The 13,774-nt window shown below is 74.3% G+C and carries 11 protein-coding genes; 10 read left to right on the forward strand and 1 reads right to left on the reverse strand.

What is annotated here, in order from left to right; genetic code table 11:
* Positions 1-49 precede the first annotated feature (49 nt).
* The 4 genes from HDA33_RS06710 to HDA33_RS06725 all read left to right on the forward strand — a co-directional run bounded on the left by HDA33_RS06710 (position 50) and on the right by HDA33_RS06725 (position 6,207).
* Positions 50-1,738: a DUF885 domain-containing protein gene (locus HDA33_RS06710; protein ID WP_184172011.1), complete on the forward strand. Its 1,689-nt coding sequence runs from the start codon at positions 50-52 to the stop codon at positions 1,736-1,738.
* Positions 1,735-2,475, forward strand: a complete 741-nt coding sequence (locus HDA33_RS06715) for a Maf family nucleotide pyrophosphatase (RefSeq protein ID WP_184172013.1) — start codon at positions 1,735-1,737, stop codon at positions 2,473-2,475. The genes HDA33_RS06710 and HDA33_RS06715 overlap by 4 nt, the downstream gene beginning before the upstream one ends.
* A gap of 167 nt (positions 2,476-2,642) precedes the next feature.
* Positions 2,643-4,499, forward strand: coding sequence for an acetyl/propionyl/methylcrotonyl-CoA carboxylase subunit alpha (locus HDA33_RS06720; RefSeq protein ID WP_221432967.1), 1,857 nt, complete (start codon positions 2,643-2,645; stop codon positions 4,497-4,499).
* A gap of 286 nt (positions 4,500-4,785) precedes the next feature.
* Positions 4,786-6,207 carry an MFS transporter gene (locus HDA33_RS06725; protein ID WP_184172015.1) on the forward strand — a complete coding sequence of 474 codons (1,422 nt, stop codon included), beginning with the start codon at positions 4,786-4,788 and terminating at the stop codon, positions 6,205-6,207.
* Between the two features lie 165 nt (positions 6,208-6,372).
* Here the strand turns inward: HDA33_RS06725 and HDA33_RS06730 are convergent, their stop codons facing one another.
* Entirely contained in the window at positions 6,373-7,806 is a 1,434-nt protein-coding gene (locus tag HDA33_RS06730; RefSeq protein ID WP_184172018.1) for an NAD(P)H-quinone dehydrogenase, read from the reverse strand.
* 142 nt (positions 7,807-7,948) lie between these two features.
* Between HDA33_RS06730 and HDA33_RS06735 the strand changes: the two genes are divergently transcribed.
* From HDA33_RS06735 to HDA33_RS06760, 6 genes are all read left to right on the forward strand, one after another.
* On the forward strand, positions 7,949-8,794 hold the full coding sequence (locus HDA33_RS06735; RefSeq protein ID WP_184172020.1) for a purine-nucleoside phosphorylase: 846 nt from the start codon (positions 7,949-7,951) through the stop codon (positions 8,792-8,794).
* Positions 8,794-10,542 (forward strand): phospho-sugar mutase, encoded by a 1,749-nt coding sequence (locus tag HDA33_RS06740; RefSeq protein WP_184172021.1) that lies wholly within the window; start codon positions 8,794-8,796, stop codon positions 10,540-10,542. Before HDA33_RS06735 ends, HDA33_RS06740 begins: the two co-directional genes overlap by 1 nt.
* A 20-nt stretch (positions 10,543-10,562) precedes the next feature.
* Positions 10,563-11,252: a deoxyribose-phosphate aldolase gene (gene deoC, locus HDA33_RS06745; RefSeq protein WP_017489085.1), complete on the forward strand. Its 690-nt coding sequence runs from the start codon at positions 10,563-10,565 to the stop codon at positions 11,250-11,252.
* Between the two features lie 58 nt (positions 11,253-11,310).
* Positions 11,311-11,622 carry a hypothetical protein gene (locus HDA33_RS06750; RefSeq protein WP_158495039.1) on the forward strand — a complete coding sequence of 104 codons (312 nt, stop codon included), beginning with the start codon at positions 11,311-11,313 and terminating at the stop codon, positions 11,620-11,622.
* Positions 11,623-11,711: 89 nt separating this feature from the next.
* Positions 11,712-12,779, forward strand: a complete 1,068-nt coding sequence (locus HDA33_RS06755; protein WP_184172023.1) for an acyltransferase family protein — start codon at positions 11,712-11,714, stop codon at positions 12,777-12,779.
* A complete protein-coding gene (locus HDA33_RS06760) occupies positions 12,776-13,768 on the forward strand; it encodes an arsenate-mycothiol transferase ArsC (protein ID WP_184172025.1) in 993 nt (330 codons plus the stop codon). Before HDA33_RS06755 ends, HDA33_RS06760 begins: the two co-directional genes overlap by 4 nt.
* Positions 13,769-13,774 lie beyond the last annotated feature (6 nt).

Genomic DNA, 13,774 nt, shown 5'->3' on the forward strand with positions numbered 1-13,774 from the left:
CCCCCGGGCCGAGGTGAGCCGCCGGGGCGCAGGCCCTACAGTTCAGGGTATGACCCAGAACACCCCCGACGCCGCCGATCGCGGCGCCCGCACCCCGTCCGCCATCGACGCGCTCGCCGAGCGCTACGTGGCGGACGTGCTCGCCCTCCACCCGGACGAGGCCACCACCCTCGGCTTCCCCGGCCACGAGACGGAGTACGCCGACTTCTCCCCCGCCGGCACCCGCGCCGACGACGAGCTCAACGCCCGACTGCTGGCCGACCTCGAGGCCCTCGAGCCGCAGGACAAGACGGACCGCGTCACCAAGGCCGCCATGCAGGAGCGCATCGGCCTCGAGCGCGAGATCCACGCCACCGGCCGCACCGTGCTGAACAACATCGCCTCCCCGGCCCAGGGCATCCGCGCCGTCTTCGACCTCATGCCCACGGACACCGCGGAGCAGTGGGGCCACATCGCCGGCCGCCTCGAGAACCTCCCGGCCGCCCTGCGCGGCTACACCGAGTCCCTGCTCGCCTCGCGCGACGCCGGCCACGTCGCCGCGGCGCGCCAGGTGGACATCGTCATCGAGCAGGCCCGCGCCCACGGCGAGCCGGGCGGCTTCTTCCCCGGCCTGGTCGAGCGCGCCGAGGCCGCCGACGTCGTGGACGAGGCCCTCGCCGAGCAGGTGCGCGCCGGCGCCGAGACCGCCGCCCAGGCCTACCGCGACTTCGCGGACACGCTGGCCGCCGAGCTGCGCCCGCACGCCCCGGAGGCGGACGGCGTCGGCATCGAGATGTACCGCCTCGGCTCGCGCGCGTTCCTCGGCGCGGAGATCGATCTCGAGGAGACCTACCGCTGGGGCCAGGAGGAGCTGGCCCGGATCATCGCCGCCCAGGAGGCGGACGCGGAGCGCATCAAGCCCGGCGCCACCATCGACGAGGCCCGCGCCATCCTGGACGCGGACCCCGAGCGGAAGCTCACGGGCACCGCCGCCCTGCAGGCCTGGATGCAGCGCCTCTCCGACGAGGCCGTGGAGGCCATGAAGGAGCACTTCGAGATCCCCGCGCCCATGGACCGGCTCGAGTGCATGATCGCCCCCACGCAGGAGGGCGGCATCTACTACACCGGCCCCTCGGACGACTTCTCCCGGCCCGGCCGCATGTGGTGGTCCGTGCCCCCGGGCGAGGACGAGTTCACCACCTGGGCCGAGACCACCACGGTCTACCACGAGGGCGTGCCGGGCCATCACCTGCAGATCGCCACGGCCATGATGAACCGCGAGAACCTCAACCTGTGGCGGCGCAGCTTCTGCTGGACCTCCGGCCACGGCGAGGGCTGGGCGCTCTACGCCGAGAAGCTCATGGAGGAGCTCGGCTTCCTCGACGACCCGGGCGACCACCTGGGCATGCTGGACATGCAGCGCATGCGCGCGGCCCGCGTGGTGTTCGACATCGGCTACCACTGCGGCTTCGACGCCCCCGAGTCCGAGGGCGGCGGCGCCTGGGACCCGGAGAAGGGCTACGCGTTCCTCTCCAAGCACCTGCGCATCTCCGAGGGCCAGCGCCGGTTCGAGTTCACCCGCTACCTCGGCTGGCCGGGCCAGGCGCCCGCCTACAAGGTGGGCCAGCGCATCTGGGAGCAGATCCGCGCCGAGCACGAGGCGCGCGACGGCGCGGACTTCGACCTCAAGGCCTTCCACACGCGCGCCCTGCGCCTGGGCGGCATGGGCCTGGACACCCTCCGGGAGGCGCTCGCGTGACCGGCCACGACGACGGCGGACCCGGCTCCGGCACGGGCCCGCGGCTCGGCGCCGGGACGGGCCTGCGGCTGGTGCTCGGCTCGGCCTCCCCCGGCCGGGCCGAGGTGCTGACGCGCGCCCGGGTGCCGTTCGACGTCGTCGTCTCGGCGGTGGACGAGGACGCGGTCGGGGCCACGCGCCCCGACGCGTCCCCCGCGCAGCTCGCGGGGCTGCTCGCCGAGGCCAAGGGCCGCGACGTCGCCGCGCGGGTGGCGGCCGCGGGCGTGGACGCGCCGACCCTGGTGCTCGGCTGCGACTCCGTGTTCGAGCTGGACGGCGTCGCCTACGGCAAGCCGTACGAGCCGGAGGTGGCGGTGCGGCGGTGGCTGGCCCAGGCCGGCCGGGAGGGCCTGCTGCACACGGGCCACTGGCTGGGCCTCGTGCTGCCGGGCGACGCGCCCGCGCAGGCCCCGGGCCGGGAGGCGGGCCGGGAGGCGGAGCTGCGCGGCGTCGTCACCTCGGCGGTGCGCTTCGCCGCCGTCACCGAGGACGAGATCCGGGCGTACGTGGCCACCGGCGAGCCGCTGCACTGCGCGGGCGCGTTCACCATCGACGGCGCCGGCGCGGCCCTGCTGGACGGCGTCGAGGGCGACCCCAACGCCGTCATCGGGCTGTCCGTGGGCTGGCTGCGCAAGGCCTGCACGGCCCTCGGGACGGACTTCACCGCATTGTGGGAATCCTCCAACTCCGACGCGTGAGGCGGCGCGTCCGCGCCGTGGTCCTCGGAGGGTTCCGCCACGCCGAGTAGGGTGCTGGTCAGAGTCGGCGCCGTCCGGACGCCCTCGCCCCGCACCCGTGCGGGGCGAGGGCCTCAGGACCCGGCGGCCGCACCCCCAGCCGTGACCGTCCGAGGAGTCCAACGCCCATGAGCATCGCCGACGCATCGCAGGCATCGGTCATCCCGCCGCTCGACCCGAAGGCCGAGCGGCGCTTCTCCCGCGTGCTGATCGCCAACCGCGGCGAGATCGCCGTGCGCGTGGTCCGCGCCTGCCAGGACGAGGGCCTCACCTCCGTGGCCGTCTACGCGGAGCCGGACCGGGACGCCCTGCACGTCAACCTCGCCGACGAGGCCGTGGCCCTGGGCGGGGAGACCGCCGCGGACTCCTACCTGCTGATCGAGAAGATCCTCGACGCCGCCGAGCGCTCCGGCGCGGACGCCGTGCACCCCGGCTACGGGTTCCTCTCCGAGAACGCGGACTTCGCCCGCGCCGTGGAGGCCGCCGGCCTCGTGTGGATCGGACCGCCCCCCGCCGCCATCGACCGGCTCGGGGACAAGGTCTCGGCCCGCCGCCTGGCCACCGACGTCGGCGCGCCGCTGGCCCCCGGCACCACCTCCCCCGTGAACGGCACCGAGGAGGTCGTGGCGTTCGCGGACGAGCACGGCCTGCCCGTGGCCATCAAGGCCGCCTACGGCGGCGGCGGCCGCGGCATCAAGGTCGCCCGCTCCCGCGAGGAGATCCCCGAGCTCTACGAGTCGGCCGTCCGCGAGGCCGTGGCCGCCTTCGGCCGCGGCGAGTGCTTCGTGGAGCGGTTCCTGGACAAGCCGCGCCACGTGGAGACGCAGTGCCTGGCGGACGTGCACGGCGACGTCGTGGTGGTCTCCACCCGCGACTGCTCGCTGCAGCGCCGCAACCAGAAGCTCGTGGAGGAGGCGCCCGCACCGTTCCTCACGGACGAGCAGAACGCCCGCCTCGTGGAGTCGTCCAAGGCGATCCTCAAGGAGGCCGGCTACGTGGGCGCCGGCACCTGCGAGTTCCTCGTGGGCCAGGACGGCACCATCTCCTTCCTCGAGGTCAACACCCGCCTGCAGGTGGAGCACCCCGTGACCGAGGAGGTCACCGGCATCGACCTGGTGCGCGAGCAGTTCCGCATGGCCCGCGGCGAGGCCCTGGGCTACGACGACCCCGTGGTGCGCGGCCACTCCTTCGAGTTCCGCCTCAACGGCGAGGACCCGGGCCGCAACTTCCTGCCCGCCCCCGGCCGCCTCACCACGTTCCGCATGCCCTCCGGCCCGGGCGTGCGCGTGGACTCCGGCGTGGTGGAGGGCGAGACCGTCTCCGGCGCGTTCGACTCGATGGTGGCCAAGCTGATCGTCACCGGCGCCGACCGCAGCCAGGCCCTGCAGCGCGCCGCCCGCGCCCTGGGCGAGGCCGAGATCGCCGGCATGGCCTCCGTGCTGCCGTTCCACCGCGCCGTGGTGGCCGACCCCGCGTTCGCCCCGGAGATCGTGGGCTCCTCCGACCCGTTCTCCGTGCACACGCGCTGGATCGAGACCGAGTTCGAGAACCTCATCGAGCCGAGCGAGCACGCCCCGGCCGACCCGACCTCGCGCGAGCCGCGCCGCACCGTCACGGTGGAGGTCAACGGCAAGCGCGTGGACGTCACCCTGCCCACCTGGGGCGAGGCCCTGCACACGATCTCCGGCGCCGCCCAGCGCGCCGGTGCGGGACGACGCCGTCCCCGCGGCCGGCGCGGCGCCCCCGTGGCCGCCGCGGTGAGCACGGACGCCCTGACCGCCCCCATGCAGGGCACCGTGGTGAAGGTGGCCGCGGAGAACGGGCAGACGGTCGCCGAGGGCGACCTGATCGTCGTCGTCGAGGCGATGAAGATGGAGCAGCCGCTCACCGCGCACCGCGCGGGCGTGGTGTCCGGGCTCGAGGTGGAGCCGGGCCAGACGGTCTCGGCCGGCACGGTGATCGCCACGATCGCCGATGCCGACTGAGCCGGGCGCCCAGCCCAGGCGTTTTCGCTCGGGGAATCGTCGCTACCATCCCAAGATTTCGGGATGGTAGCGACGATTTCCCGAGCGAAAGTGCTTTGTGGGGTGTGGGTGCGGACGGCGTGGGGGTGGCCCGCATCGGGGCGGCGTCGCGGCACCAACAGTCCAACAGGTGGACATGAGGTGACGTGCGGGTCCGCGGTGGCGCGGCGAGTCGTACAGTGACTGGCGTTTCGTCTCACATCGTGGTCTATCGACCCCCTGTGCCCTTCGTACCCAGGGAGACACCATGTCCCACACCACCACGCCCGCCGACGGCACGGCCGCCGGCCTCGAGGCCGCCGCCGAGGTGCCCCGCGGCCGCGTCATCACCGCCTCGCTCGTGGGCACCTCGATCGAGTTCTACGACTTCTACGTCTACGCCACCGCCGCCGTCTCCGTCTTCCCGCTGATCTTCTTCCCGGGCGACGACCAGACCACCGCGCTGCTGGCCTCCTTCGCCGTGTTCGGCACCGCGTTCGTCGCCCGTCCCATCGGCTCCGTGCTCTTCGGCCACTTCGGCGACATCCTGGGCCGCAAGGTCACGCTGATCGGCTCACTGCTGACCATGGGCATCGCCACGTTCCTGATCGGCCTGCTGCCCACGGCGTTCCAGATCGGCCTGTGGGCGCCGGCCATGCTCGTGGTGCTGCGCTTCTGCCAGGGCCTCGGCCTGGGCGGCGAGTGGTCCGGCGCGGCGCTGCTCGCCACCGAGTACGCCGCTGAGGGCAAGCGCGCCCGCGCCGCCATGTGGCCGCAGCTCGGCGCCCCCATCGGCTTCCTCCTGGCCAACGGGCTGTTCCTGGCCCTCGTGATCGGCTTCGGGCACGACTCCACGAACCCGGACCACGACGGCGCCTTCCTCAACTGGGTCTGGCGCGTGCCGTTCCTGCTGTCCATCGTGATGGTGGCGGTGGGCCTCTACGTACGCGTGAAGCTCGAGGAGACCCCGGTCTTCCAGCGGGCGATCGCCAACGACACCCGCGTCAAGGCCCCGCTCGGCGAGGTCTTCAAGCGCAACTGGTGGGAGCTGATCCTCGGCACCTTCATCATGTACGCGACCTACGTGCTCTTCTACCTGATGACCACGTGGATCCTGTCCTACGCGATCGGCAAGACGGAGAACGGCATGCTCGGCGTTCCCTACGCCGAGTTCCTGGTGCTGCAGCTGATCGGCATCCTGTTCTTCGCGGCCTTCGTGCCGGCGTCGGGCTGGCTCGCCGACCGCTTCGGCCGCAAGCCCACCCTGCTGACCGTGTCCGCGCTGATGGTGCTGTTCGGCCTGTCCTTCGGCCTGTGGCTGTCCGCCGAGCGCATGGGCACCGGCGCCGGGCTGAACGTCCCGCTGATGGTGGCGTTCCTGGCGGTGGGCATGGCGCTCATGGGCCTGACCTTCGGCCCGATGTCCGCCGTGCTGCCGGAGCTGTTCCCCACGAACACGCGGTACACCGGCTCGGGCATCGCCTACAACGTGTCCTCGATCCTCGGCGCGGCGCTCACCCCGTTCCTGGCCGCCTGGCTGGTCAAGGAGTACGGCGTGACCTACGTGGGCTACTACCTGGCCGCGGCGTCGGTGATCACGATGATCGCGCTGGCCCTGGCCCCGGAGACCCGCCACACGGACCTCGACGGCGTCACCTCGGCCCGCGAGCGCCGCGCGGCGTCCGTCTGACCCCGGCCCCACACCCCCGACTTTCGCTCGGGAAATCGTCGCTACCATCCCAGGATTCCGGGATGGTAGCGACGATTTCCCGAGCGAAAGTGCTTCCGGGGGCGGGCCGGGCAGGCAGGGCGGTTCCGGTGGACTGCTTCAGCTCACACGCGGGACTGCTTCAGCTCACACGCGCACGTGGAGGCGGCGGGCCGCCTCCGCGATGGACCCGGACATGGACGGGTACACGGTGAAGGTGTCCGCGAGGTCGTCCACGTGCAGCTTGTGCGTCACCGCGAGCGCGAGCGCGTAGATCAGCTCGGAGGCGCGCGGGGAGACCACCACGCCGCCGATCACGGTGCCGGAGCCCTGCCGGGCGAAGATCTTCACGAAGCCCTCCTGCACGCCGGACATCTTGGCGCGGGGGTTGGTCGCGAAGTCCAGGCGCAGCACGTCGGCCTGGTACTGGCCGGAGTCGACCTGGGCCTGGGTGACGCCCACGGTGGCGATCTCCGGGGAGGTGAAGATGTTGGAGGCCAGCAGGTGCGGGCGCAGCGGCTTGAGCGCGTCGCCGAGCAGATGGGCGACGGCGATGCGCCCCTGCATGGCCGCCACCGAGGCGAGGGCGAGCTTGCCCGTGCAGTCGCCGGCGGCGTAGATGCTGGGCACGGTGGTGCGGGAGACGCCGTCGACCTTCACGTGGCCGGACTCGGTGAGCTCCACGCCCACGTCCTGGAGGCCCAGGCCGGCGGTGTTGGGGATGCCGCCGACGGCGACGAGCGCGTGGGAGCCCTCCACGTAGGGGGTGTCCGCGGCGCCCTCGCCGGAGAGCTCGACGCGCACGCCGGTCTCGGTGCGCTCCACGGCCTCGGCGCGGGAGCGGGCGACCACGGTGAGGCCGTTGTCCTGGAAGACCTTCTCGAGCAGCTCGGCGGCGTCGGCGTCCTCGCCGGGGAGCACGCGGTCGCGGGAGGAGACGAGGGTGACCTTGGCGCCGAGGCGGTTGTAGGCGGAGGCGAACTCGGCGCCGGTGACGCCGGAGCCCACCACGATCAGGTGCTCGGGCAGCTCGGTCATGGCGTAGAGCTGCTTCCAGTTGAAGATCCGCTCGCCGTCTGGGACGGCGGTGGGCAGCTCGCGGGGGCTCGCGCCGACGGCCACGAGGATCGCGTCCGAGGTGATGACCTCGGGCTCGGCGTCCTCGTCCTGCAGGGTGCGCACGGAGACCTCGTTCGGCCCGACCACGCGCGCGACGCCGTCGATCACCCGGACGCCGCGGCGCTCGAGGGCGGCGCGGATGTCCCGGGACTGCTCGCCGGCGAGCTCGAGGATGCGGCGGTCCACCTGGCGCATGTCCGCGCGGGGCTCGGCGTCGCCGAGGTCGACGCCGAGGTCCTCGGCGAGGCCGACGCGGCGCATGGAGTCCGCGGTGGCGATCAGCGTCTTGGAGGGGACCACGTCCGTGAGCACGGCCGCGCCGCCCACGCCCTGGCGCTCCACCAGGGTGACGCGGGCGCCGAGCTTGGCGGCCACCATGGCGGCCTCGTAGCCGCCGGGGCCGCCGCCGATGATGGTCAGGGACGGGATGAAGGTGCTGTTTTCCTCGGTCACGCACCCCATTGTGTCCGCCGGGCGCGGGATTCTCCTAGCCCGGGGCCGTCCCGGGCCGTCCACGCCCCCGCACCGATCCCACGTCCGGCCCGCCCCGATCCCGCGCCCGGACCCGCCCCGCTCCGCAGGGCCCGCGACTAGACTCCACCGCGTGACTGAGCAGACCACCCCCCTGTCCCTCCACTCCCCCCTGGCCGGCGACCACCCGGGCTTCGACCAGGCCCGCGCGGCCGCCGCCGTCATCGCGGACGCCACCGGCGTGGCGGAGCACCGCATCGCCGTCGTGCTCGGCTCCGGCTGGGGCGAGGCCGCCGGCCTGATCGGCGAGGAGGTGGCGGCGGTGCCGCTGGCCGAGGTGCCGGGCTTCCACGCCCCGAAGGTGCCGGGCCACAACGCGGTGATCCGCTCCGTGCGCCTGCCGGACGGCACGCACGCGCTGGTGTTCGGCTCGCGCACCCACTTCTACGAGTCGCGCGACGCCCAGGCCGTGGCCCACACGGTGCGCACCGCCGCGGCGGCCGGCGCGAAGACCGTGGTGCTGACCAACGGCTGCGGCGGCCTGGACCCGGAGATCGCCCCGGGCACCCCGGTGCTGATCTCGGACCACGTCAACCTCACCGGCGCCACCCCGCTCGTGGGCGCCACGTTCGTGGACCTCACCGACCTCTACTCCCCGCGCATCCGGCAGATCGCCCGCGAGGTGGACCCCTCGCTGCGCGAGGGCGTGTACGTGCAGTTCTCCGGCCCCCAGTACGAGACGCCGGCGGAGGTGCGCATGGCGCGCACGCTCGGCGGCGACCTGGTGGGCATGTCCACCGCACTGGACGCGATCGCGGCCCGCCACGCGGGCCTGGAGGTGTTCGGCATGTCCCTCGTGACCAACCTGGGCGCGGGCATCTCCGAGACCCCGCTCTCGCACGGCGAGGTGGTCGAGGCCGGCCAGGCCGCCGGCCCCCGCATCTCCCGTCTGCTCGCGGACATCGTGGGGCGGCTCTGATGTCCGGGCCCGAGCACCTGCCCCCCACGGCCGACGACGCCGCCGTCCCCGCCTCGCAGGCGCGCGCGCTCGCGCTGGCCGAGCGCTGGTCCGTCGAGGACCCGGACCCGATGCACCGTGAGGCGCTGCGGGCCGAGCTCGACGCCGCCACCGGGTCCGGCCCGGAGGCCGAGGCCGCCCGCGCGTCCCTGGCCTCGCGCTTCTCCGGCCCGCTGGCCTTCGGCACCGCCGGGCTGCGCGCCGAGGAGGGCCCGGGCGAGTCCCGGATGAACCGCCTCGTGGTGCGCCGCACCGCGGCGGGCCTGGCCCGCCACCTGTGGGAGGGCGTCGGCGAGGACGCGGCGGCGCCGCTGGCCGTCGTCGGGTACGACGCGCGGCGCGGCTCGCTCGGCTTCGCGCAGGACACGGCGGCGGTGCTCACCGCGGCCGGCGTGCAGGTGGTCCTGCTCCCGGACGCGCTCCCGACGCCGGTGCTCGCCTTCGCGGTGCGCCACCTGTCCGCGGACGCGGGCGTGATGGTCACGGCCAGCCACAACCCGCCGGCGGACAACGGCTACAAGGTCTATCTCGGCGGCCGGATGACGGACGAGGCCGGCCGGGGCGCGCAGATCGTCTCCCCCGCGGACGTGGCGATCGCCGAGCTCATCGACCACGAGGCCTGGACCGCGGACATCCCGCTGGCCGAGGACGGCTGGACGGTGGCCGGCGACGAGCTGCTCGAGGCCTACCGTGAGGCCGCCCTGGCGGTGCTGGACGAGGACCGCCACCCGGACCGGGCCCTGCGGATCGTCTACACGCCGCTGCACGGCGTGGGCGGGGCGGTGCTGCCCGGCCTGCTGGACGAGGCCGGCTTCGGCCCGGTGCACGTGGTGCCCGAGCAGGCGGAGCCGGACCCGGCGTTCCCCACGGTCGCGTTCCCCAACCCGGAGGAGCCCGGCGCCATGGACCTCGCGCTGGCGCTGGCCGCCGAGGTGGACGCGGACCTGGTGATCGCCAACGACCCGGACGCCGACCGCCTGGCCCTCGCCGCACCCTTCCCGGGCCAGGACGGGACCCGCGTGTGGCGGATGCTCTCGGGCGACGCCGTCGGGACCCTGCTCGGCGCCCACCTGCTGCCCGCCCTGGCGGTCGCGGAGCGCTCCGTGGCGAACTCGGTGGTCTCCTCCCCCCAGCTGGCCGCCCTGGCCGAGGCGCAGTCGGTGGCGCACCACGTCACGCTGACCGGCTTCAAGTGGATCTCCCGCGCCCCGCAGCTCGGCTTCGGCTACGAGGAGGCGCTGGGCTACTGCGTGGACCCGGACATGGTCCGGGACAAGGACGGGATCACGGCGGCGCTCGTGGCCGCGGAGCTCGTCGCCGGGCTGGTGGCCCGGGGGTGCACGGTGGCGGATGCGCTGGCCGACGTCGACGCGGTCACCGGGTCGATGCCCAGCGGCCAGGTCTCGGTGCGCGTGGCGGACCTGTCCGTGATCCCGCGGACCATGGCCGCGCTGCGGGCGCAGGGCCCGGCCACGCTCGCGGGCGAGCCGGTCACGGTGCGCCGCGACCTCGCCGAGGGCGGGGCGGGCCTGCCGCCGACGGACGCGCTGCTGTTCGCGACCGCGTCCGGCACCCGGGTGCTGGTGCGCCCCTCCGGCACGGAGCCGAAGCTCAAGTGCTACCTGGGCGCGCGCGACGCGGACCCGGCCGTGGCCGCCGAGCGCCTCGAGGCCCTGCGGGCCGAGGTCGCGGCGCTGGTGGGCGGCTGAGGGTCGGTAGGCTGGCGAGCATGACCCGCACTCTCAGCACGGCCGAGCTGGCCCAGTACATCGACGCGACCGCCCTCAAGGCCGAGACCTCGGAGGCGGACGTGCGCCGTCTCGTGGCCGAGGCCCGCCAGGCCGGGGTGAAGAGCGTGTGCGTGAACCCGCGGTGGGTGCCGCTCGTCTCCGCCGAGCTGGCCGGCTCGGACGTGCTGACCTGCACCGTGATCGGCTTCCCCCTGGGCGCCAACGCCTCCGAGGTGAAGGCCTTCGAGGCCCGCCAGGCCATCGAGGCCGGCGCGCACGAGGTGGACATGGTGATCGACGTCGCGGCCGCCCGGGCCGGGGACCGCGCCCGCCTCGTGGAGGACGTCCGCGCCGTGGCCGAGGCCGCGCACGCCGCCGGGCCCGCCGGCCAGGGCGGAGCGCTGCTCAAGGTGATCGTCGAGACCGCCCTCCTGGACGACGACGCGATCGTCCTGGCGTGCGAGGCCGCCGTCGAGGCCGGCGCGGATTTCGTGAAGACCTCCACCGGCTTCTCCACCGCCGGCGCCACCGTCGAGCACGTCGCGCTGATGCGCCGCACGGTGGGCGAGCACGTGGGCGTGAAGGCCTCGGGCGGCGTGCGCACCCGCGAGGACGCGCTCGCCATGATCGAGGCGGGCGCCACACGCATCGGGGCGAGCTCCGCGCTTGCTATCCTGGGCACCGACTGACCCGCATCCGTCGGCCCCGGCGTCCGACCGGGCCGGAACCGCACCGAAGGAGCATCACGTGATCCGCAACGGCAAGGCCATCGACCACTCCAACGTGGGCGGCGTCTGGGGCTCCCTGATCGCCTTCCTGGTCGCCTACGTGGCGTTCCTCGGCTCCCTCTACGCGATGGGCTTCTGGACCCTGGAGAACGCGTGGGTGCCGGGCCTGATCGCCCTGGCGCTGGCCATGGTCACCTTCATGATCCCCCAGGTGTTCCTCGGCCGCAGCGACACCGTGGACACCGCCGCCATCCACACCCGCCCCGTGGCCGTGGAGCACCCGGTCTCCGGCGCCCACGCCGTCGAGACCGGCGCAGCCCGCCGTCACTGAGCCTGCGCCGCCCGCAGCAGGAGTCCAGCATCGCTGACACCGGCCGCACGACCTCCACACGCCGAAGGGCGTCCACCCGCAACACCGGGGTGGACGCCCTTCGGCTCGTCTCGATCGCGGCCGTGGTGCTGGGCCACGCCTACCTCGCGGACCTCACGTTCAGCCGGTACCTCGAGATCTGGCGGATGCCGCTGTTCTTCTTCCTCACCGGCTACTTCTGGACCCGCGGCCGGCCCTTCGCCCGGGACGCTCGGGGTCGGTTCAAGGCCCTCATGGTGCCCTATCTGGTGTGGGCGGTGGTCATGTCCGCCGCCGCGCTGGCGTGGTTCGGGGATGATCCGGAACTGCTGCAGCGGCTGATGGCCTCCGGCTGGTACGGAGGCGCGGACCAGGAGCCGCCGTGGTGGGCGTTCTGGTTCATCTCGGTGCTGTTCTTCGCCACGGTGCTGCGCCGGTTCCTCGAGCGCTTCCCCACCGCCGTCGCCTGGGGCGTGGGCCTGGCGGGCCTGGCGTGGGCGCACCTGGTCCCGGAGTCCGCGATCGCCCGCACCCCGCTGGGCATCGGCCTGGCCCTGCCCTGCCTGCTGTTCATCCTCAGCGGCGAGGCGTTCCGCCGCCGCGTGCAGCCGCGCATCCGCCGGCACCGCACCCTCCTCGGCCTCGCGCTCGTGGGCCTCGGCCTGGCTGCCGTGGCCCTGGGCCTGGAGCCCCACAACATCAAGTTCGGCGGCTTCGGCACCCCGCTGCTCACTCCGCTGGTGGGCGTCCTGATGTCCGCCGGCATGGTGCTGGTGTTCGGCGCGGCGGTGGAGCGGATCCTGCGCGAATTCGCCCGACGCACCGGCTCCGGCCAGGCCCTGCGCCGCGTGATCACCGCCCTCGTGCGCACCGGCACCGTGGTGGTGCTGCTGCACGGCTGGGTGCTGATGTGGGTGATGCGCCAGGGCGTGGAGGACAACCTGCTCAAGTTCGTCCTCGCCCTCGGCATCAGCTGGCTCGTGGGTCTGGCCCTGCTCGCCACCCCGCTGTCCAAGCCGCTCACCGGCGCGCGCCGCCGGTGGTTCCCGCTGCACCGCCTCCGGGGTGAAGAGCCCCCGCACCCGCCCACCTCCGCGCTGCCGCGCGTCGAGCCCGCCCAGGAAAGGAACCGACCATGAGCCAGGACCGCCGCGCGCCCATCCGCAACCCGTTCCTCGAGCCGGGCGCGTCCGTGCCCAGCGCCCCGCCGCGCCGCGCCGACGCCGACCCGGAGGACCGCCTCGCCGAGTTCCGGCTCGGCCCGGCCTTCGGCGGCCGCCCCGCGCAGCCGCGCCGCCCGCAGGGCTTCGGCGGGCGGACCGCGCCGGGTGAGGGCACGACGACGGCGCCGCGGCCCGACGGCGCGGCGGCGGCGAAGCCCGCGGACATGGCGGCCGAGCCGGTGGGTACGGCGGCCGAGCCGGCAGCCGACCCGAAGACGGCCCGGCCCGCGGAGAGTGCCGAGGCCGCCGATGTCCCGGCACCGGCCCCCGCACCCCTGCCCACGGTCCGCGTGCTGGCGGTCTGCACGGGCAACATCTGCCGATCCGCCTACGTCCAGCACACCCTGCAGGCCCAGCTCACCGGGCTGCTGGGCGAGCGGGGCACGGCCGTGGTGACCAGCGCGGGCACGGGCCCCAACCAGGCGCTCGCCGTCCCGGAGCCGCTGCGCGAGCTGTCGCCGAGCCGGCGGGTGCGCGCCGCCCTCACCGAGCATCGTCCTCAGCAGCTGACCGCCGCGTCGCTGCGGGGCCAGGACCTCGTGATCACCGCGGCCGACGACCACCTGGAGGAGGTGCTGCGCGAGGACCCCGGGGCCGTGCGTCGCACCTTCACGGTGCGCGGCATCGGCACGCTGCTGGGCGAGCACGGCGAGGAGATCGCGGCGGCCGTGCCGCCGGGCGCAGGCCTGGCGGCGCTGGTGGACGCGATGGCGGACCTGCGGGTGCGGCTGATCGGCCGCGGCGAGGAGCCGGACGCGGACCTGCCCGATCCCTTCCGCGGCCCGGCGGAGGGCTACGCGCAGATGGTCGAGACGGCGCGGCCGATCGTCGAGCTGCTGGCGTGGGAGATCGCCCGGGCGCTGGACGGGGACCTCGTGGAGGACGACGAGCCGACCCGAGCCTGAGGCCAG

The organism is Micrococcus endophyticus (genome assembly GCF_014205115.1).
GTDB lineage: Bacteria > Actinomycetota > Actinomycetes > Actinomycetales > Micrococcaceae > Micrococcus > Micrococcus endophyticus.

Bases quoted from the DNA above. Each gene is read 5' to 3' on its own strand.
- HDA33_RS06710 (WP_184172011.1), top strand. From the start codon at position 50: ATGACCCAGAACACCCCCGACGCCGCCGATCGCGGCGCCCGCACCCCG.
- HDA33_RS06720 (WP_221432967.1), top strand. From the start codon at position 2,643: ATGAGCATCGCCGACGCATCGCAGGCATCGGTCATCCCGCCGCTCGAC.
- HDA33_RS06725 (WP_184172015.1), top strand. From the start codon at position 4,786: ATGTCCCACACCACCACGCCCGCCGACGGCACGGCCGCCGGCCTCGAG.
- HDA33_RS06730 (WP_184172018.1), bottom strand. From the start codon at position 7,806: ATGGGGTGCGTGACCGAGGAAAACAGCACCTTCATCCCGTCCCTGACC.
- HDA33_RS06740 (WP_184172021.1), top strand. From the start codon at position 8,794: ATGTCCGGGCCCGAGCACCTGCCCCCCACGGCCGACGACGCCGCCGTC.
- deoC (WP_017489085.1), top strand. From the start codon at position 10,563: ATGACCCGCACTCTCAGCACGGCCGAGCTGGCCCAGTACATCGACGCG.
- HDA33_RS06760 (WP_184172025.1), top strand. From the start codon at position 12,776: ATGAGCCAGGACCGCCGCGCGCCCATCCGCAACCCGTTCCTCGAGCCG.